This is a genomic window from Paenibacillus sp. FSL R5-0766 (assembly GCF_037971845.1).
Lineage (GTDB): Bacteria > Bacillota > Bacilli > Paenibacillales > Paenibacillaceae > Paenibacillus.
Window position 1 is genome coordinate 5,078,999 of sequence record NZ_CP150227.1, and the last position, 21,531, is coordinate 5,100,529.

A 21,531-nucleotide genomic window follows, 5' to 3' on the forward strand; every position below is an offset into this window, starting at 1 on the left:
CCAAACTATACATATATTCTAGGAGGATGCATTCATGTTAAATCGGTTTAATATCCGTGCAGCCAAAATGATGCTCGCGGTGACAACAATTGTTACGGCTACACTCGGAGGTAGCAGTGCAGCGTGGGCTGTGGAAGACACCACCTCAACGACATCTGCATCACCGATTAAAAATGTGATTATTCTGATTCCTGACGGTATGGCTAACGATGCTACCGCTCTGGCTCGTTGGTATAAGGGCTCGTCCCTGACACTGGACTCCATGGCAAGTGGCATGGTTCGGACACACTCCGCCGATGCGCCGATTGCGGACTCAGCCCCTGCCGGAACCGCTTTTGCTACAGGTTATAAATCTCATACCGGATTTGTTGGTGTACTGCCGGACAAGGCTACCATGCCTGGACAGAAGGCTATTGCGCCTGGAGACGAAAGAAAACCTGTTGCTTCCGTGCTGGAAGCATCAAAACTGGCGGGTAAAGCAACTGGCATTATCGCTACATCCGAGATTATGCACGCTACCCCAGCCGACTTCTCCGCTCACTACCCGGATCGCAAAAACTACGATGCCCTCAGCAAACAACAAGTATACAATGGCATGGATGTTGTGTTGGGTGGAGGTAGCAAATACCTTGAGCCAGCGGGGCGCAAAGACGGGGAGAATCTGGTTTCCTCCATTAAGGCACTGGGTTACGATTACGTCACTACACCGGCTGCAATGAAAGCATCCGACTCAAATAAACTCTGGGGTATGTTCGCTCCCACGAGCATGGCTTACAATATGGACCGTGACCCTGCGAAGCAGCCAAGCATTGCCGAGATGACATCCAAAGCCATCGAAGTTCTGTCCAAAGATGAAGACGGCTTCTTCCTGATGGTTGAAGGCAGTAAAGTAGACTGGGCAGCTCACGCCAACGATCCGATTGGTATTATCAGTGACGTGCTGGCTTTTGACAATGCCGTAAAGGTAGCCATGGATTTTGCCAAAGCTGATGGAGAGACTGCCGTTGTCGCTGTAACGGACCACGGTAATGGCGGACTCACCATTGGTAACAACGCGACGTCCGGCACTTATGACAAAGAGCCATTGTCCACATTTATCGGACCTTTGAAAAAGGCCAAGCTGACAGGCGAAGGCGTAGAAGCGAAACTGAATGCCAAGCGCACAAACATCAAAGCAGTGATGAAACAATACTATGGCATTACCGATCTGACTTCCGAAGAGATTGCCGCCATTAAAGCAGCTGAACCAGGCAGCCTTAACTATGCAATCGGTCCAATGATCAGCAAACGTGCAGGGATTGGCTGGACAACTGGTGGTCATACAGGTGGAGATGTCGTGCTGTACACGTATGCTCCGAACAATGACCGTCCATTCGGTGTGATTGATAACACGGATGTCGCTAAATATATGGCTCGTGTACTGGATCTGGATCTCGACAGCGTGAGCAAACAATTGTTTGTACCAGCCAAGCAGGCATTTACGGCCAAAGGCGCGACGTACAAACTAGACCTGACGGACGCCAAAAATCCGAAGATTCTCGTTACAAAAGGCAACACCAAACTGGAACTGCAAATCTATAAAAATATTGCATTGGTAAACGGCAAAAAGACAACTTTGGAAGGTGTCATTGTTTATAACGGTGTCGAAGCATTTGTACCACAAACGGCCGTTGATCTGATTCAATAATTCGTTAGAACTACTGGGACTACAGGAGATTACACCATTTGGCTGCCGAATATTTCGGCAGCTATTTTACTGTTTATTATTAAGGAGTAGGTTCCTGCTAGCACCTATCGTATAATGAACGTAACAAAAATACATATGATGCAAGAAAAAGGAGAGATTCACCATGTTGATCAAATTAAACTGGATCACGCTGAGGGTCAGTAATTTGGAAGCTTCACTCGGGTTCTACCACGACATGCTCGGACTTCCAATTCAGCGCAGATTCGAAAGCCGTGGACGGCAGATTGCCATGCTTGGCATGGAGAATGAAGCCAAACTGGAACTGATTGAGGGCAGTGAATCCATTCTTAAACCAGAGGCCGGCGTATCGATCGGTTATGAGGTGAACTCACTGGATGAAGCCATGGAACGACTGGCAGAACTGAATATTCCGATTGTACGTGGCCCCATCCAGCCCAATCCGCATCTGCGGTTTATTTACATTACAGATCCAGATGGCTTCGAGGTGCAACTCTCAGAGCATGTCTAATTAGGCGAGTGTGAAATGAGTGTGCGTATCCGATGACCAGTTGGGTGTGCAAGTGTGCAGTCAATCCCGATGCAAGCTCACACCTGCATCGGGCAGGGTAAGCACGTTATTATGTCTGTCTACAGCTTCATTCGGCGCATGAGCGACACACCTATGCGATTCAACAACCGATCAAGCAGCAGCCAGCACCAGCGTCTGCCCCATGGAAGGTGGCGCTCATATACAGCCGAATATTCAAAATCCGCCACAGCACCGCGATTGCGCTTGAACTGCGCAGCCCCGGCGCTCTCATGTAACAGATGGCCGTTCTCGCGAGCCTGTCCGATCAGACAAGCGGATAACATGCGGTATAGTCCGACGGATTGGGGCACCGTTGTATCGTAACCAAACAGCGGTGTTGTCATGATTCCATTTCGGCAGAAATAACCCATCACCGCGTCCAGGCGCCCCTCCTTTTGCAGTCCATAGAGTCTGAGTGTTCCTGATGCCATCGCAGCAGCAATGAACCGCTTGGTAAATTGCGGATTGTGATAGGAGTATTTTTCAAGGTATAACAGCTTGTATAGCTCCACAATTCGCGGAATATCTGCATCTGTCATATCTGCTTCGGATACGAGTTCGTAATCATGCTTGGCCAATAATTCGAAATCCCGCTTCAGCAACCAGCGCGACTTGGAGTTGCCAAAGTTCGGATCATGCGCATGGTACAGGTAGATTTGTCGGCTCGGAATTAGTCTACACCCCGCTTCCGTTAGCCTCGCCGTCAGATCGGGATGAAGTCCAGGGCACAAGGAGCGAAATACAATGACATGCTCAGGGTATCGCTCTTGTACCGCTGCAAGCAAACATTCCGCCTGTTCACCTGACATGGCTGGATACAGATTGGTGGACAACAACCAGTTGTTCACATGCACAACTTTGTTGATCTGCGATTGCTTCATTCCCCAACCTATTAGACTGAGCAGCACAGAAAGACCTTTTTCCAACACAGGCTTCTGCAACATGGTCAATTCCTGCTTGGCGTAACTCACATAGTGCGTATATGGCGAACAAACGTAAGCATTATCATACTCTGTATCATTCACTGTCAGCGGAATAACGAGATCATCAATCCGGGCGAGCAACAATGTCGTTTCCACGTTGGACATAAAGCTTTGGGTCCCGTCCAGCATCATAGGTTCCAGATAGACTCTGGCATATCTGCCATCCTCCGTATCGGGCCAGTCCATGTCTTTGAACGATTGCTGATCATAAAAACGTACGCGTGCAGCCCTATTATCATTCTTAACCTCATATGTACTGTCATCACAGTCCAATCTATCTTTCATTCCTTTATCCTTCAACCTTTTACTCCCCCATGAGGTTACATCTTCTTTTAACTACCATTTACAGTTTCAGTTCTACGCTCTTCATACTCTACACATCACTGTATAGGAAAAAAATGTCGGCATCAAGCTGTATTCCAGATAAAAAAAGCCCGTCTAGTACGCTAAATACGTACCGACAGGCCCTCAACTATTAATATTAAAGTTTATTCTCAACGGAAGAAGCCTGATGATCCGAGACTAACTCATTCAGGTCTACAATCAGTTGCTCCAATTCTCCAAAGCTCTCTACCATCTTCTGTGTCAGGTTACGTTGTTCTTCCATGCTCGCCAGAATCTCTTCTGTCGCTGCACTGGATTGCTCCGTTACACTCGAAATCTCGGAAACTTCATTCACAACTCTGGTGGAAGATTCCTTCATGGTCGCCGAACTAGTCTCGATATCTGTCGCTTGATTCAACACATGCTGAGAGTTGCTGTTGATCGTACGGAATACTTCCTCTGCCGTATGGACGCTATCTCTTCCTTGTTGTAACGATTGACGAATGCGTTCGAATCGATCCGTCAGTGCCTGCGTCTGCCCTTTTAATCGAGACAGGATGGTTCCGATATCACTTGCGGACTGACCCGAGTTCTCTGCCAACTTGCGAACTTCCTCTGATACAACAGCAAACCCGCGTCCATGCTCACCCGCACGAGCGGCTTCAATGGCTGCATTGAGTGCAAGCAGGTTTGTCTGACTCGCAATATCCACTATGCTGTTCAACATAAGTGTCATGGATTCACTTTCCTCGTTGAACTTTCGCATGTCATTTGCAGTTGTATTGATCGTTTCATATAGATCTTGCATTTGGATGTTTAGCTGGTCCATCTGTGTACTTCCAGTTTGCGTGCTTGTTGCCATACTTGCGGACAACTTTTTCATCTGCTGGGAATACGAAGCAACGTCCTTGATATGCTGATCCGACACAGACAAGGATTCCGAAATCTCGGCCACACTGGTCGCCTGGAACTCAACACCTTTTGCAACCTCACTGAACCCAAGCGTCACCTCATTGGTAATGGAGCCAGTCGCATTCACTTTTTGCTTCAATTGATCCGTATAACGTGATAAACCTTCGACCGATTCCTTCACACGTTCCAGCATGGTTTCCACTCTTTGTTTAGAGTGCTCCACCTCATTCTGGCGTACTTCACTTTCATGGAAGAGCCTTTGATTCAATTGTGAGACCAGCATCAAGACGGCTCCTGTGAGAGCAAATAATCCCACATTGACGATATTACCCATTAGCTCAGCAGAGTCAACGGTATTCATAACAAATAACTGAAGAACACTGTTAACTAGTAATACCGAAAATCCAACCACAAAAAATTTCTTGTTAGGAAATAACAGTAGAACTGCGGTTATCACCAAACTTAACGCAAAATTGACCGTTCCCCAACCGACATAGACTCCACATATTGTTAGTAATACGGTAATCAGCCATGGAATGAGATGAATATGTTTCTTTTTCACATTAGCGTATGTAATCCAAACTACAAAGATCAGAGCTACTCCATTAGACACAAGTAACTTCGGCATCATAAAGGCCAGACCCATACCAATGGCAATAATAATCCACAAAATGATACCGATTAATTTGTTCCTTTTCCAAATAATTTCGTCCATACGATCCATGCATACCCCATCCTTTTATGTAGGTTAAATGTGAACTGTAGGGCCTTTCTGTACTACATCTACTAGTCTTTGGTCCTGCTTATGCACAAATCGCAAATACGCAGCGCCTTAACATAGTACATATTAACTTCACAAGTATGAAATCAGCGCTACTTTATGTATATCGGTATTCAACATTTAAAATGAATATGAAATGTAAAATGATATGTAAGCATATCATTTTACAAACAAAAAAGGTCTGTCTTATGCGTTATGGCGCACAAGACAGGCCTTTTGGGTCGTGAATGGATATGCAGCAAATCTTACTTTCCGAATACAAGTGTCGTATTGGAGGAGCCTGCATACTTGGTGACGAACTCACGGGCGTAGCTGGCACTCTCTACCTGATAACTGTAATTGGAGCTTGGTCTCCAGTTCGTTTTAGGAGAAGTCGGACTATTAAGCGCTGGTGTACTTCCCGTATCCGTAAACTCACCTTTTCCTTTGTCATCCAGGATGCCACCCTTTTCAGCGCCAGCACCAAAGTAGTTGTTTTCGGAATATATCCGTGCTTTTTCACCAATTGTGATGGCCTGATTGAAGTTGTTTGCATAGTTGTTTTTGAGATGGAAGTAACCATATCTTAAAAGTCCAGGACCACGTACATACAAATTTTCGAAGTAATTATTGGACATGGTCACATGAGGTACTCCATTGTAACTGCTGTTCCCATCATTCGGATGACCGAGGATGACGCCATACTTATGGTTCGCAAATTTGGAATTGCTAATCGTAATATAGTCGGCGCGATCGCCAATATACAGAAGTTTGTCCAGATCACTACCGCCAGAGCTGTAGCTGTGACCAGCAAACGTCACATGATCAATCCAGTAATTGGAGCCTGAAGTGATATACATCTGGATATCATCATTGGCATTAATATTGGAAGCGTGTTCAAAAGTCAGATTCTGAAAAATCACATTGCTTGAACTGCTTGTGGATCTGAAATGAATATTCGTTAATGTATGTTTGCCAAAGGAACCTACAAGTGTCTTGTTCGCTCCAAATTCAACCTTTTGTAGCGTGGAGGAAGAAATATTCTGTTCAACTACGACAATCTTGGCTGTAGAGCCCGCCATATGTGTTCTCAAGTCATTGAGATTACTAACGTAAACCACCTGACCGTTCTTGCCACCTGTCGTAGCTGACTTGGATACACCATTTTCATTCTTGGCACTGCCTGCAAAACCAGTCAACCCATTCGTACCTGTGTTTGGATAACTGGCCGCACCATATGTAGACGGGGCTGTGGAGACAGTTAACAACAATAGAGTTACAGCGAGTAAAAGCATCGAAAATTTCTTCAAAATTTCACCATCCTTTATAATATTATCCTCAAAGACAACTCGATTATATCGTGTAACTTTGGCTGTGACAATACAAAAATTGCAAAAAGACAACAATTATCATTTTTATGCAACAGCAGATCAGATATAGTGAAAAAACATAAAACCAGGCCATACGTTCACACAAAATTGAGCCGCTAATTAGCGGCTCTATTAACGAGTACTATGTGATCCAACTTGGAACTGATCCACACTTGGATCAGTTCCTAAAGCCTCTGACGAAAAACCATTCGCTTGCGGATAATAATATGTCACGACTTCTGATAGCTGCGGCGGAAGGCGCCAGGTGTGATTTGTTCCAGCTTCTTGAAGATGGCTCCATAATAGCTGGTCGATTCGAAACCGACTTGACGAGCGATATCCTCCATCCCGCGTTGCACATTATCGAGCAGCAGTTCCTTGCTCTTGTTGACTCTTACCTGATTAACATAGCTGATGGGACGAATACCTGTCGTTTTCTTAAACAAATGACAGAAATATTCTGGTGTGACACAGATCAATCCAGCAAGCGTTGGCAAAGTAATCTCTTCAGCATAATGTTGTTCAATATAGTCCAGAACCGGCTTTATTCGCTCATACTGCTGTCCGACGGTATCGCTGCCCTCAACAGATACGCGTTGAATAATCCCTGTCAATAAGGTATAGAGAATGGCGGAGCAGGCGTAATTGCTTAATGTCTGCTCTTGTGGTGTTAAGGCAGCTTGCAGCAGCTCCCGCATTCGGGATAGAAGGTATTCAGGTTGTGCAAGCGTGTATACGCATGTGTCGGCAATGCCAACGGTTTCAAACAAGTTTGCTGACCCGTTGCCATCGAAAATGATCCAGTCGACTTCCCAACTGTCGGATAGCGCATAGTATTCGTGCTTCTGTCCAGGGAATAACAGCATGCCCATACCTGGCTTGACGATATGTTCCGTTTCACTTAGCTTGAGCTTACCCACACCGCTGCGGCATTGTATCCACTGATAATCCTCAATGCCTTGGTCTCGGCGGATATGCTCCTGTTCATGATGCAGGCCGATGCCAAGTAAATAAAAAGGGAGCAGCTTGTCTCGGGTAGATAACACCGGGAAATTACGATTGGGATGCGGCATACGACTAACTCTCCTGATCTTAATATTGTTATATGATATTAATTATTTAAGATATTCACTCAAATTAATATAACATATAATCGCAATATATTGATAAATAAAGGAGATCACAGGATGACAATTAAGATCGGAATTGATTATTATCCAGAGCAATGGACCCCGGAGTTATGGGAGAAAGATGCCATACTTATGCAACAGACGGGGGTTGCTGTTGTACGAATGGCAGAGTTCGCCTGGAGCCGAATGGAACCGACTGAGGGTAATTATCAGTTTGAATGGCTGGATGCGGCTATAGAAGTATTCGCTTCGCGTGGCATGGAAATTGTGTTATGCACCCCAACCAATACCCCGCCAAACTGGATGACAACCCGTTATCCGGATGTGCTGCCCATGGATGAACAACGACACATCATTCGGCCAGGCGTGCGTGGACATCGCTGCAACAACAGCCCTTCCTTGAGAATGCTGGGCTCCAAATTTGTGGAAGCGATATCACAGCGCTATGGTAAGCATCCCGCCGTCATAGGCTGGCAAATCGATAACGAGATGCACTACCAGGAATGCCATTGTGATACATGTAATCGTTCATTTGTCGCTTGGCTGCAAAAGCGTTATTCCAATCTGGAGGAGTTGAACCGGGAGTGGGGAACGGTCGTCTGGAGTGGTGAGTACAGCAGCTGGGCTGAGGTAACAACACCACTCGGTGCCAGCAAACCGATGAATCCTTCCTATCTTCTGGAGTACAAGCGGTTTTGTTCTGACAGCGTAGGCTATCTGCTGGGATGGCAGCTTGAGATTTTACGCCGTAACTGTCCAGACCAATTTGTGACGCATAACATGTGGCAGTATCCGAATAGCCTGGACTATTATGATATGCACAACGAATTGGACTTCGTCTCTGTTGATTATTATCCAAATGAGCTGTATCGCGATTATGGCGATCGGTTTCCGAGGAACGGAGCGCTTACGCTGGACTTGGTCCGCGGCATCAAACGCCGGAATTTCTGGGTAATGGAACAGCTCAGCGGAGCACAGGGTGCCTGGATGCCGATTCAGCGCACGCCGTATCCTGGACTGATCCGAGCTCGCTCCTGGCAGACAATCGCCCGCGGTGCGGATATGGTCGTCCATTTCCGCTGGCGGAGTGCTACCGTGGGAGCGGAACAGTTCTGGCATGGGCTGATCGACCACAGCAATGTTCCTGGACGCAGGTTCAGGGAGTTTGCCGAGCTTACTCGCGAGGTGAACCAGTTAGGAGAACTGTTGGCCGACTCGACCATTGTTACCCAGGTTGCGATTCTGCATTCGCATGATCAGCATACAGCGCTTTCCCTTCAGCCGCAGGCAGAAGGAGGAATGCACTATATAGACAACTTGTCCTCCATGCATAATGCATTTCTGAAAATGGGCGTAGGTACAGACGTTATCAATTGGACCGAGGAACTCGATGGGTACAAGCTGGTCGTTGTCCCTTCCCTCTTCCTGTTAAGTGAAGAAGTAGCACAACGACTGGAGCGATTCGCAGCTAAAGGGGGGACGGTTGTCCTCACCAATCGGACTGGCGTGAAGAACATGAGGAACGTATGTGAGATGCTGCCTCTGCCAGGGCTACTGGGTGAAGCGGCGGGTGTTGTCGTAAGTGAATATGATGCCATCGGCAACAGTGAGCATCGGATACGGAATGCGGAGGGCAAGACTTTCGCTGCGAAGCAATGGTGTGATCTACTGGAACTGCGAGGCGCAGAGCCGATCGCCTGGTATGACAACGACTTTTACGAGGGTGTACCGGCGGTTACTGTCAATAAGTTTGGTGAAGGTGAAGTGTATTATATCGGCACTTGGCCGGAGCCATCGTATTTCTATCAGTTGTTTGAAGGCATATTGAAAGAAAAGGAATTGGCGCCCAAAATCCAGCTGCCGGAAGGTGTTGAGCTGTCGATTCGAACGAAGGGGGAGCAAAACTTCCTGTTTCTGATCAATTTGACGAATGAGCAACGAGAGATTACGTTGGACGTTCCTTATCGTAGCTTGTTGACTAGCGAGAGATTGGATCAGAAGTTGACTCTTCCAGCTCTGGGAGTAGATATTCTAACTGTATAAGATCAGCAGCTTTCGTATTTAAAAAGGGATGTCTCACAAGGCTTACGACCTTGAGGGGCATCCCTTCTCTTATTTCACTAACATCCACCTAATCTGAATAAGAGTATTGCCAGTTAGTTCATCTTATTTGATTTTGATTTCCAGTTCATCATTCTTGGCTTCCTGCAAATCATCATAGACCTTATCAGGTTTGCCACGAAGTATTAATATCATTGACTCCGGATTGTCCAGGAGATTACTGCTGAAAGAATACATCATTCCATCTTCCGTTCCGCTCCCGCCTACCATGGATAACTTGGTCTGCTTCCCGTTCCTGGAGATCGAAATGATCTCGATAGGCCAAACGATCTCGTTGAGTGACAACTTCGTTTTGTCATCCATCTCTTGATCAGTTGCATGGACAAATTTGACCCGAGTTACAAGAGGAGACATCTCCACCTCCGACAATAAAACCTCATAGCCTCCAAGAGTAAAAGTCCGATTAACGTTAATGACTTCCGTTTTGGGGATAGAGAATTTAGGATCAAGAGGAAAAGAAAGATTCATTTTTTTGGAATATTTATATTTCCGTTCCTTTTCCCCATTTCCTGAATTTACCACCACATCTGGAACAACGGAAGAAAGCTGGAACTGAAGATTCACTTGCTCAGGCAGCGGTTTATTTCGATTACGCTCAATTGTATTCCGGCCATAAATGGTATGTTTATCCTTCGAAAAATGCATACCTCCTATATTTCCGTTATCAAGGACATAACCTGTTCTTGCATCCGTCATCTTGGTATTGACTATCGAATAAATCTCTTGCGAAGCATCCGTTCTAGCGGTATACAATACCGTTATCCTGTTCTCATCTGCCAGAACCGCATTCACGGTAAACTGATATATGCCCGATGTAACCGTCCGATCCACGAGTTGCACATAACCATTATTGAGCGTTGAAGTAATCGTAGCACGGTCCATATCCGAAGTTAGCAGGCCACGGAAGGGCTCTAGAACTCCCCAATGGGTTACAGGCTCAGTATATGTTGCCGGTTGTTGCCCATAGTTTCCAAGCGGGCCTATAAGAAACCAACCTGCAGCCAGAACCGTGACCAGCACTGCCGTGATCCATTTGACACGAAAGGTCCTACCTGATCGTTTTGTTCTGCCCTTTGCGAGACCACGTTGAATTGCAGCAGTCGTGTCCGCCGGATTCCAGTGCTGCTTCTCTCTTTTCACCTGATATGCATCTGCAAGAAGTGCTTTCTCCTCCGGGTTAGTGGTCATGCCAATCCCTCCTGTTCTTCATCAACTTGCGCAACTGCTGGAGTCCCTTGTGCTGCCAGGTCTTGATCGTCCCTTCCGGTTTGCCGAGGATGGAGGCAATATCCGTCAGTGTCATGTCGTTATAATATTTCAGCAATAATACATGGCGATATTTCGGTTTCACCTTTTGCAAAAGAGATTCCATAGCTATTCGATTATCATCAACGCTAATCATCCAAGATGCCGGAATGCTGTCCTCCATATCCTCCTTCGCCAGAGGTGTCGCCCGCTTGCGGCGCCTCTGCTCATCGATGCAGACATAGATCAGAATCCGAATGATCCAAGACTTGAACGCCTTCTCATTATTCAGCGTACGACGTTTGATCCAAGCTCGGCACGTCATCTCCTGTACCGCTTCCAGCGCATCTTGCCGGTTACGCAGATAACTGTAGGCAATGGAAATGAGCGTATCTTGATGTTCCATAATGGATTGCACAAATGCCGTCTCGTCTTCGGTCTGTACATAGATCCTCTGGTTCATCTCTGCTTTTGTTTCCACCCCGCATCCCTCCTTCTCTCTCTCTTTCTGTGGTATAAGACGGGTGAGTGAAGCAAACGGTTTTTAATATTTGTTCATTATAAAAAGCCCCGCCATCATCATGAGGGAGCTTGATTACATAGGACTTCGTCTGCCGATATACTGAATTACGTACACGCATGAACAATTCAAGATCAACTAACTTACAAATTGCCGGTGACTTCGATCCCGTCAGCCAATTGCAGATGATTTCTCACCCAAGTGGTAAACTGATTCAAAAAGTTCCGTAATTCTGGCTCTGCAACCACCTGTTGATCCAGCTCTGATAAGATCCCCACCCACACATCCTTCGTAATCGGATTCTCCCAGCAGGGATCAAAAGCCTTCATCTCTTCTCCAGTTCGCGGGTCAATACTGATACATGAACGCAGGAATTGTTCTCTTTGATTTTTTAGCCATATATGCTCCTCCTGTTTCAGGCAAATCTTCTACCCATCAGAGTTCAAACCAGATTAAACCACCATCAACCCGGCTGGTTTCTTGCTCCATCTGATGCATCCAGCTCCGCGCCTCTTCACCCCAGATATGAAACAAACAGTAGATATACGAATCCCCATCCACAATCTCTTCTAACCCGGAAGCTTTTTCTATCCACACTTCAAGGGCTCTAGGCCAGGAAGGATCTTCACGTTTCAAGACAAAGCTGTTGGCTTGGTGTTCTAAGCTGTACATGTTGGTAAACGTTAATGCACTTGCCAAACGCTTCACAACTTCAGGTAAAATCGCAGGCTCCGTTGCTCTAATCCCATATTCCCAGCCCATATGTACAACCTCCTTCAGACTTCGTTCGCTCCAGATTGTTGCTTTTGTTCATGCATTTGATCGATTGAACGATCCAACCACAACTCATACCAGTCCAGAAAATGTAATCGATTCGTATTGCCCCAATACTGATCAGGATAAATTCCGTTGCGGTTAGCCCGGTCATCAACCCAGATTTCTCCGTAGGAGGCTCCCTTAACGATCAGATTCATGGATATGCCACAGCCAAAATCACTGATGCGCAGCATGCCTGCCGACCATTTTGGATCAAAATATTCGTGTTCCAGAGCATACCATTCCTCTTCTTCCTTGCTGTCATCGAACCAGTCATAGTTCCAGTTCCATGCTTCCGTGAATTGGAAAGGGTCCGAGATCGCATTCAGCTCATCATCATAACCAAGCACAGCGTATACGCCATCATCCGGGTTTTCCAGACCATAATAAGGTCCTGCACCAGCCGTTCCCATATGAAGAAGCCATAGCTTATAGTCCTCCGGCAACTCAATTCGCCATTTCTGTTCAAATTGCGCAATATCCTTCTGTGTCCATACAGGTGCCATTTCATATTCATGGTTTTCTGCGCCAAACAGCTCCAGATCCGGGTCCAGACTTCGGAGAGTGATCAACTTTTCACGCATCCGTTCCAGTTGCACATTGTACATGGCTTCCCTATCTCCCTTCGTTACTCTATTACGTTTGTTCCACGGCGTACCCGCGTTGCTGTAACTCATCCAGTGCTGCTGTCACATCTCGCTCAGGACACAACTGCTTGATCAGGCTGGCGGTCACCGGTTTTTCTTCATATACTTCAGCTACGGCTTCCAACGGCAGATCCGGCAAGTCATAGTACCCTTTGGCCCAGTCACCGTAATCTTCCGGGTTCTTCTCCAAATATCCCAGTAAAAATTCTGCGCCACCTCTGGCGTCCGCTTCATCTTCCTCGGCCATGGCCATCTGAATCCAGTTACCAACCATCCATGACAAGTCGTTCCCTTCCTGCCATAGGCAAAAGGTCACATCCTCCAGATCCAATGTTTCCTCCTGATCTCGCAGAACAGCCGACAACGTCTCCGGCACTTCATCGTACATGCCCGGATAGATTTCTCCGTCCTCACGAGCATGTGGGCTCAAGGGTGACTCATGATCAAATCCTTTGATCAACGTGCCTGAATCCGTAAACAATACATGCAGATGATCACCTGCGCCGTTATTGATGCTTCCCCATGCCACACCTGGCTGAAGTTCAGCTTCATAATGATGTACGCGTAACCATTCTTCCTCCGAAAAGATGATATCCAAAGCAGCGAGTATTCTCATCCGTTTACGCAGGGCATCTGCATTCATCATCGTTATCTCGTTCCATTCCTGCATATGAATCCCTCCTGTTTGTATATGTACACTAAATCCGGATTAATTCATCCAGCGTGTTATCTCCCTGAATACTTGGTGTCATGACAATGGTGATCCGACTGGCTTCTCTGGAGACGATACACGCATAATTTCCGGGTTTTAACTGAAACAGAACCCCTTCACACGTATCATCCGGCTCCAATTCACCGCCAGTGACATCATCCGCCGCTCCCAGATAGACGTGCCCAGACGGAACTTGCAGATGATACACCTTTTCCCGTTCCGCTGCGTGATCTGGATCTGAATCCTCCTCTACATCCTCCAGGCTCCATTCCACCTCATACACTCCATCCGTACCCAGATTCAAGAACAGACAATGACCTGCATTTACCTCAGCCAGCTCATCCACTGGAATGGACCACCAGTCCGAAGTATCCTGGGCACGATGCTTTAACGCTGCCAGATCATACAGGCACAATGTTGCCGTATCTGTAACCATTTGAAATGTTCCTCTCATATTCACCCGTCCCTTCTGTCTGATCCAGGTCTGACCTCAGAAATATATTCCATCATTATATCAAGCCTGATACACGTGTAAAAGGAACCCATGGACCATCTCTGCTTTCGCAACTCTTCATTTCTCGCTCCAAATGGTCGATATAAGCATAACTGACTTTTTTTGAACCTGATGGAGGAAGCCAAGCCATGTCAATTAACAATAGAAAAGAACCCTTTCGCTACACATTGAAGGAACCGATCCACTTTGAGATCTATATTCTCAGCATCAACGGGGTTAACGCACCAGCCAAACCCATTCAGGCCGAACTCTGCGATATCAGTCGATCCGGCTGTCAGCTGTCATTTCCACTGTCCCTTCCTGTAGAGAATAACGATATTCGGATTGGAATGAATATGCTGCTCTTTGAAGACCCTCTATATATGGAAGGCACTCTCCGCTGGGGTCAAGAAAAAAATACCTCATGGCATTATGGTGTTCAACTCGAAATGCAGGATGGGAACCAGGACCGTCTCTCTAGAGAGATGCGAATGCTTGCAGGACAAGGCAAAATTATTGTGAAATAGTTAGATGCCATATAGCCTGATAACAAAAAAACAAAAACCAGCTAATGTTTGTCAAGCATTTCAGGTTGGATGAGTTTTCTTTTCATGTTATACTTTTTTCGACCAATGCAAATAACCTCCACTGCAATGGAGGTTTTGGTTAAATATGGATTAAACTTGGTAGGGCTGGCCCTTCTGCAAGATGGCGAAAATGTGATGCAACAGCTTGTTTGCGCAGGCGATCACAGCCACCTTGTAGGGCTTGCCCTCGTTTCTTTTTTTCTCGTAGTACGAACGGATTCTTGCATTCGCATTCTTTCGCATTCCACATTGCACCGCTAAATATAGCGAACGTCTGAGCCTTTTAGAACCTCGTTTCGTGATTCGTGTACTTGTCGCTGTGAACTTTCCTGAACTGAAAATCCCGGGGTCAAGGCCCGCAAACGCCACAAGTTGCTTCGCATCACTAAACTGTTTCACATCACCTAGTTCAGCTACAATGGCTGCGGCCAGTTTCGTTCCAATTCCCGGGATACTTCTCACCAGTTCGACTTCGGGCAGATTTTCTGCGAGTTCCTCCATTTGTTTTTCGAGTTCCTCCAGTTGCTGAATCATCGTCAACAATAAAGAGACCATTCCGAGCAGTGCCTTGCTTTGAGCGGGGCTACGCCGAATTCCTCTCCATTCATCCAGTACTTCCTCCAGTTTTCTCGCTTTTTCATGGGCCCATCGCTTGGAATGGGATCGTCCCGAATTACCCTGAATGACTTCATTCCAATTCGCCACACTTCCCTCCAAACAATGAGACAGCACCGTCAATGATGTGGTTGAAAACACATTGTAAAATATCTGCTCATACGCCGGAAACACTTGCTCCAGCAAGGCTCTGCTGTTCAGCTTCGCCTGCACAAAGATTCCCGTGACAAACTCATGCTGCCGAGTCAAATGCTGTAGCTCTGTAAACGTCTCATCCCAATTTCGATGTGGCTTCACGTCGCCGCGATAGTACATCTCTGCCAGATGCCAAGCATCTGCAGCATCTGTTTTAACTTTGCGTAACTGCGTTCCCTTGGCTCGCTTGGATTGCAAGGGATTCACAATGTAGTAGGTGTAGCCACTCCGATTCAGACAGGACACCAAGGCACGATGGTAATGCCCAGTCGCTTCCAAAACAACCACAGGAGCAACACCCGTTTCGGCTTGAAGGGCCCCTAACATCTCCGTGAATTGTTCGAATCCACTCGCAGCATGCTCAATGACGATAGCTTTGCCAACGGGTTCATTTCGTTTTTGAAACGCCTGTATCACACTTGAACCTTTAGCGACATCTACACCAACAACAGGTTCCATATGCTCACTCCTTATCTTTTGTTTCGCCGGTCCTTTCCACGATGGTTCCAAACCCATAGCTTCGCTTGTTATACGGGGTCAACTGCCCCTACCAGCCCAAACATGGTCTTTTGGAGGTCGTGGGAGAACTGTTTTTGTTACGAGGTCCTAGCCCCTAAAACCGCCACGTTCTCCCGGCTTCCCCCATCGTAAAACGACCACATAAAAAGGCCAACCAGTAATTACTGGCTAACCTGATAATACGAAAAACAGCCCAATCAAATTGGACTGTCGCAAGATGAAACTCTTTATGCCGCTTTACTAACTGTCGCTGGTTGTTCCATTTTGGACCAGTTCACGGTTTTTTCAAGAACCAGTGAGACCAATACCCCAATGACGAGACCATTACTTATGATCGGAATGAGGTACATGGGCAAAGTTTGAAAGGCCTCAGCAGGAATATTCATGACCGCAACTCCCGTGAGGACCGGCAGCGCTACACGATAGATCGTTTTAGAATTAAACGTTGTACCTTCAAGCGTTCTTAGTGCCGTGCCGAACATCTGAAGATAAGCCACGAACAAAACCGCACTGCCGACGCTTGGTGGTATTTGTGCAAAAAATGCTGTCACTGAAGGTGTAAGACCTATCACACATAACATCCCCGCTCCAATTATCAAGGCAGCACGACGCAGAATGCGAGTACTCTCCAGGAATCCGATCGATGATGCAAATAAACCAAAGGGCAGCACACCTACACAGGCTGACAACATCGTGAACAGACCCGTTAGCGCATAGGAATGCCTATACTGACGGCTTGTTGTTTCTGTCCGGTATAGTTTCTCAACTGTGCTTAATGTGGTGATCAAATTCGTCATGTTCACCAACCCCACGAAAAATGCAGTAATGACAATACCCGGTTCCCATCTGGGTGCTCCCCACGGAAACAGTTCAAGACCTGCCGGGGCCTGATTAGGCTGTCCGCCATGCTGTCCAGGAAACAATAGACTATAAGCGATCCAGCCTGCCACAATCCCAATCAGGATCGCGTAGTTCCCCAGTTTCCCCCTACCCTTTAATTGAATCCATGCCACCAAAAATGCAATGACAACGGACAATGCGGCAACAGGCAGATCGAAACGACCAAACTCCGTATATCCAATCATGCCTTTGAAAAAATTCATCGTTAATTGAATCGTCATTAGAAACAACATGGCACTCTTCACCATAGGTGTGAACAGCTTTTGCAGCACTTGCGCTGCTCCCAGCCAACCCAGAATCACCATCGTTAGTCCCGCTAACAGAAAACCTGCAGCCAACCCACCGCCAATACGCTCCAAACTCATACCGGCCGATGAAGCAGACACCGTCAAACTTAGCGTCAATCCCCACCATAACCCTGAAGGACCATCCATAATCGCATATCGATGACCGAATACGGCTTGAAGAATACACACTGCTCCGGTAAGGATAAATGCGTGCTGCATGGAGGCAGCGATGGCATCCGGAGACAGATGAAAATTATGTCCAATGGATAGCGGAACAACAACGGTATTGGTAAACAGGAAGAAAAACCACTGTATACCTGCCAAAATCAGTGAAGATACGTCCTTCATATTCTTTTGTAAAAAATGCTCTTGATGTCTGTTCATTCGTTTGGAATATCCTTTCACTGTTCTGTATCATAAATGTATAAGTCTCTTCAGACTTGGGTTAATAGTCGTTCCATCTCGGCATACCGATGACGGCTCGCATGTGCAAGCGGTGTAATCCCGTCCCGATCCGTGATCTTTGGATCTGCACCATATTGCAAAAGCAAGGCAACAATCTGCTGGTGACGCGGCCCACCATCTCCCAAAATGACCGCTTCCAGCAAGGCTGTCCACCCCAGGTTGTTGATATGGTTCACATCCACATCACTGCGTGTCAGCAGAAGCTCCACAATGTCCACATGGCCCCGATCCGCTGCTGGGATAAGAGCTGTGCCGCCAAAACGATTTGTTAACCTTGTATCTGCACCTGCAGTAATCGCCAATTCGACCATGTCATACATCCCCTCAGCACTCGCATATAACAGCAGGTTGTCTAATCGTGCATCCCGAAGATTAATGTCTGCTCCGGCATCCACTAACATCCTTGCCGTGTCTATCTTGTTACCGTGCACCGCAGCCAGCAGAGGTGTTCGCCCCAATGCATCCCGTTCATTCAACCGGCTACCCTGTTGTGTGATAAATCGAATGACCTCATCGGTATGGCCCGCTTGAGCAGCATCATGTATTGTTCTAACCACGTTGTTTTATCCTCCAATTCAAGGTCTTTCTCATGCAGTAATATTCATATAGAAACCAAACCCTGTTAGTCAGGTATGCAAATCTAATGTATGGTAACATAAGATCGTAGTATATTAAAAATACATGTTTTGTTGGCTTTCCATACGAATTACATATACATTGCAGGCGAAGGAGAACAACCACTTGGATATCAAACAATGTCGCTATTTTATTGCCATTGCTGAGGAGAAACAGATTACAGCAGCAGCCCGAAGACTTCACATGGCTCAGCCACCCTTAAGCCAGCAGCTTAAGTTAATGGAAGAAGAGCTTGGTGTGATTCTATTTGAACGCAAAGGGCGCATGATGGAGCTAACGCAGGCGGGTCGCAGCTTCTATGATTATGCGGTTACCTTGACCAAATATATGGAGGAAGCTGTAATGGAGATGCAAAGTTTCCGTCACGGCATACGGGGCAAACTCGCCATCGGCATCAATACCATATCGGATCGCCTGATCCCGCAAGCACTGCAACAGTTTCGCACCACCCACCCACAGGTTACCTATAAAATTCAACAAAATGAATCTGCGCAATTATGCCGCCTGCTGGAAGATGGCAAAGTTGAACTCGCCTGTGTACGCATGCCTGTCCAGACAGAACGCTATGAGGTGCTGCATCTGCCACAGGAGCCCCTTTTCTATATTTCTTCAACACCGCTTGATAGTCCGACAGAGGTGGGACCAGGAGCGGAGATGGGGACTTATTTTGAGCAGCTTACAGGTATCCCTCTACTGCTTCCAAGCACAGAAGGACTCGGTATGTTCGAGTTGATTCTGGACAAGTTCCGGGAGCATCAGGTTACCCCCTCCATCATGGGTGAGTGCTCAGACATTAATATGTTGCTCGAGCTGGTCCAACTCGGCTTCGCCAGTTCCATCGTGCCTCACACGGTACTACAGCTATATCACGAGCACCCATTCCACGTATATCGTATCCAGGACCAGCATTCCACGGTTGGCTCGGCGCTGGTCTGGCTGCAGAACCGTTATCTGTCCAAGCCTGCACAACACTTTGTGCAATTGGTTCAGGGGATGCTTCCCGTGTAAAAAACTATAAGCAAAAAAAACAGCAGCTTTACCGGATTACATTCATTCCGGTAAAGCTGCTGTTTCATTTTTATGGTTAAGCTTTAGCTGTGAACAACAAGTCTTTTTCTTTGATCGTAGTGCGACCAGCAGACTCAATGGACTCATACTGATGCATGTTTGTAATAATGACTGGTGTAATCGTTGTGTAACCGGCTTTTTCGATCTCTTCCCGGTCAAACTCCATCAATACATCACCTACGGTAACCTTCGCACCTGCTTGAACTTTAGGAGAGAAGAATTGACCTTTCAGCTTCACGGTATCAATCCCGATATGAATCAACATCTCTGCGCCTGTGTCACTTACCAAACCAATGGCATGTCCACTCTTCGATAACGAGAACACGGTTCCGTTGATCGGAGATACGACGCGACCTTCAGATGGTTGAATTGCGAATCCTTTACCCATAATTTCTTCAGAGAATGCAGGGTCTGGCACTTCGCTCAGCGGTTTAACTTCACCTGTGATTGGGCTGAATACTTGCTCATCTTGTGCTTTTGCTTCTTCAGTTACAGCAGCAGAAGTTGTTGCTGCTGGTGCCGGCTCAGCTGCTGGTGCAGCTACTGGCTCTGATGCATTTTCTTCCTGGAACCCAAGAATGTACGTCAGTACTGCCGCAGCTACGATGGCAATCAAACCACCAGCCAGAGCATAGAGCAGTGTGCTAATTGCTGGACTGATAAATGCTGCCACACTCGGCAGACCTGCAAGTCCTGTAATAACGTAAGATTTAACATTGAAGATACCCATGAACCCACCGGCAATCGCTCCCCCGATAAGGGCTGCAATAAACGGTTTTTTGAACTTCATGTTGATACCGTACATCGCTGGTTCCGTAATCCCCATGACAGCCGTAAGACCTGTGGAATAAGCAAGGGATTTGGTTTTGCTATTTCTCGATCTGAGACCTACACCAAATGCTGCGCCACCTTGTGCCAAGTTAGCTGCAAACATCAGTGGAATGATAAAGTCGTAACCCAGTGTTGTCATTGAACCTACAACGATTGGCAGCAACGCATAGTGCATACCTGTAATGATCAGCAGTGACATCGTACCACCAATCAAGATACTTGCGAAGATGGACATGTTATCGAACAACCATGAAATACCACCTGACAAACCATTACCAAGAACCGTACCCAATGGACCTACTGTCATCAACGTCAGTGGAACCATAATTAACAGTGTTACTGTTGGAACAACCAAGAGTTTAAGTGAAGCATGTGTTACACGATCAACGGCTTTCTCTACATAAGAAGCAATCCAGATGGCGAGAATGATCGGAATTACTGTGGAGGAATACGTTGCGGCAATGACTTTAATGCCTGCAAATGTTGAATCCCCTTCAGCAAGTAACGCGGTAATCGTTGGATGCATTATACCTGCGGCAAGTGCCGCGCCAATGTACATATTGCTACCCAGTTTACGTGCAGCACTGATCGCCAGAATGATTGGCAGGAAGTAGAATGCACCGTCACCAATTGCGGACAAAATGATGTAAGTCGAGCTGGTATCGGACAACCAGCCCAGGGCAACAAGGATAGCCACGATCCCTTTGATCATACCTGCACCTGTAATCGCTGGCAGAATCGGTGTAAATATACCGGAAATGAAGTCGAACAACGCACTTACCGGATTTCTCTTTTTCTTTTCTCCAGTTGAGGCACTTGATGCTGCATTATCTGCGTTTGGAGATTTGGACATGTTGCCAACAAGTGCGTTATACACGATAGGCACATCGTTACCGATGATGACCTGAAACTGTCCACCGTTCTCCATAACACCCATAACGCCTGGTGTATTTTTCAGCGTCGCTTTGTCCGCTTTTTTGTTGTCATTGAGGTTGAATCTGAGTCTTGTCATACAGTGTGTGACTTGATCGATATTCTCTTCGCCACCGACAAGCTTCAAAATATCCTTGGACAATTGTTGTTTATCCATTGTGTTTTGCTCCTTTTATGTGTAATGAA

At 46.6% G+C, this 21,531-nt stretch carries 20 protein-coding genes; 5 read left to right on the forward strand and 15 right to left on the reverse strand.

Annotation, left to right across the window (positions count from 1 at the left end):
- Positions 1 to 34: 34 nt before the first annotated feature.
- Both MKY66_RS21940 and MKY66_RS21945 read left to right on the forward strand, forming a co-directional pair.
- On the forward strand, positions 35 to 1,687 hold the full coding sequence (locus MKY66_RS21940) for an alkaline phosphatase (RefSeq protein WP_076214034.1): 1,653 nt from the start codon (positions 35 to 37) through the stop codon (positions 1,685 to 1,687).
- Between the two features lie 163 nt (positions 1,688 to 1,850).
- Entirely contained in the window at positions 1,851 to 2,216 is a 366-nt protein-coding gene (locus MKY66_RS21945; RefSeq protein ID WP_036617391.1) for a VOC family protein, read from the forward strand.
- A 119-nt stretch (positions 2,217 to 2,335) separates the two neighbouring features.
- Here MKY66_RS21945 and MKY66_RS21950 read toward each other — a convergent pair whose 3' ends face one another.
- The 4 genes from MKY66_RS21950 to MKY66_RS21965 all read right to left on the reverse strand — a co-directional run bounded on the left by MKY66_RS21950 (position 2,336) and on the right by MKY66_RS21965 (position 7,698).
- Positions 2,336 to 3,544, reverse strand: coding sequence for a GNAT family N-acetyltransferase (locus tag MKY66_RS21950; protein WP_256704294.1), 1,209 nt, complete (start codon positions 3,542 to 3,544; stop codon positions 2,336 to 2,338).
- Between the two features lie 196 nt (positions 3,545 to 3,740).
- Entirely contained in the window at positions 3,741 to 5,219 is a 1,479-nt protein-coding gene (locus MKY66_RS21955; RefSeq protein ID WP_076214031.1) for a methyl-accepting chemotaxis protein, read from the reverse strand.
- Between the two features lie 302 nt (positions 5,220 to 5,521).
- On the reverse strand, positions 5,522 to 6,550 hold the full coding sequence (locus tag MKY66_RS21960) for a pectate lyase (RefSeq protein ID WP_235200863.1): 1,029 nt from the start codon (positions 6,548 to 6,550) through the stop codon (positions 5,522 to 5,524).
- Positions 6,551 to 6,855: 305 nt separating this feature from the next.
- On the reverse strand, positions 6,856 to 7,698 hold the full coding sequence (locus MKY66_RS21965) for an AraC family transcriptional regulator (protein WP_076214028.1): 843 nt from the start codon (positions 7,696 to 7,698) through the stop codon (positions 6,856 to 6,858).
- A gap of 114 nt (positions 7,699 to 7,812) precedes the next feature.
- Here MKY66_RS21965 and MKY66_RS21970 point away from each other — a divergent pair, with 114 nt between their 5' ends.
- Entirely contained in the window at positions 7,813 to 9,798 is a 1,986-nt protein-coding gene (locus tag MKY66_RS21970) for a beta-galactosidase (protein ID WP_083657256.1), read from the forward strand.
- 123 nt (positions 9,799 to 9,921) lie between these two features.
- Here MKY66_RS21970 and MKY66_RS21975 read toward each other — a convergent pair whose 3' ends face one another.
- The 7 genes from MKY66_RS21975 to MKY66_RS22005 all read right to left on the reverse strand — a co-directional run bounded on the left by MKY66_RS21975 (position 9,922) and on the right by MKY66_RS22005 (position 14,270).
- Positions 9,922 to 11,064: a DUF4179 domain-containing protein gene (locus MKY66_RS21975; RefSeq protein ID WP_076214025.1), complete on the reverse strand. Its 1,143-nt coding sequence runs from the start codon at positions 11,062 to 11,064 to the stop codon at positions 9,922 to 9,924.
- Complete coding sequence (locus tag MKY66_RS21980) at positions 11,054 to 11,602, reverse strand: sigma-70 family RNA polymerase sigma factor (protein ID WP_305956072.1); 549 nt, start codon at positions 11,600 to 11,602, stop codon at positions 11,054 to 11,056. The genes MKY66_RS21975 and MKY66_RS21980 overlap by 11 nt, the downstream gene beginning before the upstream one ends.
- 182 nt (positions 11,603 to 11,784) lie before the next feature.
- Entirely contained in the window at positions 11,785 to 11,970 is a 186-nt protein-coding gene (locus MKY66_RS21985; RefSeq protein ID WP_076214022.1) for a hypothetical protein, read from the reverse strand.
- A 106-nt stretch (positions 11,971 to 12,076) separates the two neighbouring features.
- Positions 12,077 to 12,403, reverse strand: a complete 327-nt coding sequence (locus MKY66_RS21990) for a hypothetical protein (RefSeq protein ID WP_076214020.1) — start codon at positions 12,401 to 12,403, stop codon at positions 12,077 to 12,079.
- 14 nt (positions 12,404 to 12,417) lie between these two features.
- Positions 12,418 to 13,134 carry an SMI1/KNR4 family protein gene (locus tag MKY66_RS21995; protein WP_256704293.1) on the reverse strand — a complete coding sequence of 239 codons (717 nt, stop codon included), beginning with the start codon at positions 13,132 to 13,134 and terminating at the stop codon, positions 12,418 to 12,420.
- The gene (locus MKY66_RS22000; RefSeq protein ID WP_076214014.1) at positions 13,094 to 13,774 is read right to left on the reverse strand and encodes a hypothetical protein; all 681 of its coding nucleotides are present in this window, start codon (positions 13,772 to 13,774) and stop codon (positions 13,094 to 13,096) included. The genes MKY66_RS21995 and MKY66_RS22000 overlap by 41 nt, the downstream gene beginning before the upstream one ends.
- A gap of 28 nt (positions 13,775 to 13,802) precedes the next feature.
- Entirely contained in the window at positions 13,803 to 14,270 is a 468-nt protein-coding gene (locus MKY66_RS22005) for a DUF6386 family protein (protein WP_076214011.1), read from the reverse strand.
- 188 nt (positions 14,271 to 14,458) lie between these two features.
- Here MKY66_RS22005 and MKY66_RS22010 point away from each other — a divergent pair, with 188 nt between their 5' ends.
- The gene (locus tag MKY66_RS22010) at positions 14,459 to 14,836 is read left to right on the forward strand and encodes a PilZ domain-containing protein (protein ID WP_036617371.1); all 378 of its coding nucleotides are present in this window, start codon (positions 14,459 to 14,461) and stop codon (positions 14,834 to 14,836) included.
- Positions 14,837 to 14,986: 150 nt separating this feature from the next.
- Here the strand turns inward: MKY66_RS22010 and MKY66_RS22015 are convergent, their stop codons facing one another.
- The 3 genes from MKY66_RS22015 to MKY66_RS22025 all read right to left on the reverse strand — a co-directional run bounded on the left by MKY66_RS22015 (position 14,987) and on the right by MKY66_RS22025 (position 18,434).
- Entirely contained in the window at positions 14,987 to 16,165 is a 1,179-nt protein-coding gene (locus MKY66_RS22015) for an IS110 family transposase (protein ID WP_076217271.1), read from the reverse strand.
- Between the two features lie 287 nt (positions 16,166 to 16,452).
- The gene (locus MKY66_RS22020) at positions 16,453 to 17,796 is read right to left on the reverse strand and encodes a uracil/xanthine transporter (protein ID WP_256704351.1); all 1,344 of its coding nucleotides are present in this window, start codon (positions 17,794 to 17,796) and stop codon (positions 16,453 to 16,455) included.
- Between the two features lie 50 nt (positions 17,797 to 17,846).
- The gene (locus tag MKY66_RS22025; protein ID WP_076216458.1) at positions 17,847 to 18,434 is read right to left on the reverse strand and encodes an ankyrin repeat domain-containing protein; all 588 of its coding nucleotides are present in this window, start codon (positions 18,432 to 18,434) and stop codon (positions 17,847 to 17,849) included.
- Positions 18,435 to 18,618: 184 nt separating this feature from the next.
- On the opposite strand from MKY66_RS22025, the gene MKY66_RS22030 reads away from it, so the two are divergent.
- The gene (locus tag MKY66_RS22030) at positions 18,619 to 19,521 is read left to right on the forward strand and encodes a LysR family transcriptional regulator (protein WP_076216456.1); all 903 of its coding nucleotides are present in this window, start codon (positions 18,619 to 18,621) and stop codon (positions 19,519 to 19,521) included.
- A gap of 76 nt (positions 19,522 to 19,597) precedes the next feature.
- Here MKY66_RS22030 and MKY66_RS22035 read toward each other — a convergent pair whose 3' ends face one another.
- Complete coding sequence (locus tag MKY66_RS22035; protein WP_076216453.1) at positions 19,598 to 21,502, reverse strand: beta-glucoside-specific PTS transporter subunit IIABC; 1,905 nt, start codon at positions 21,500 to 21,502, stop codon at positions 19,598 to 19,600.
- Positions 21,503 to 21,531 lie beyond the last annotated feature (29 nt).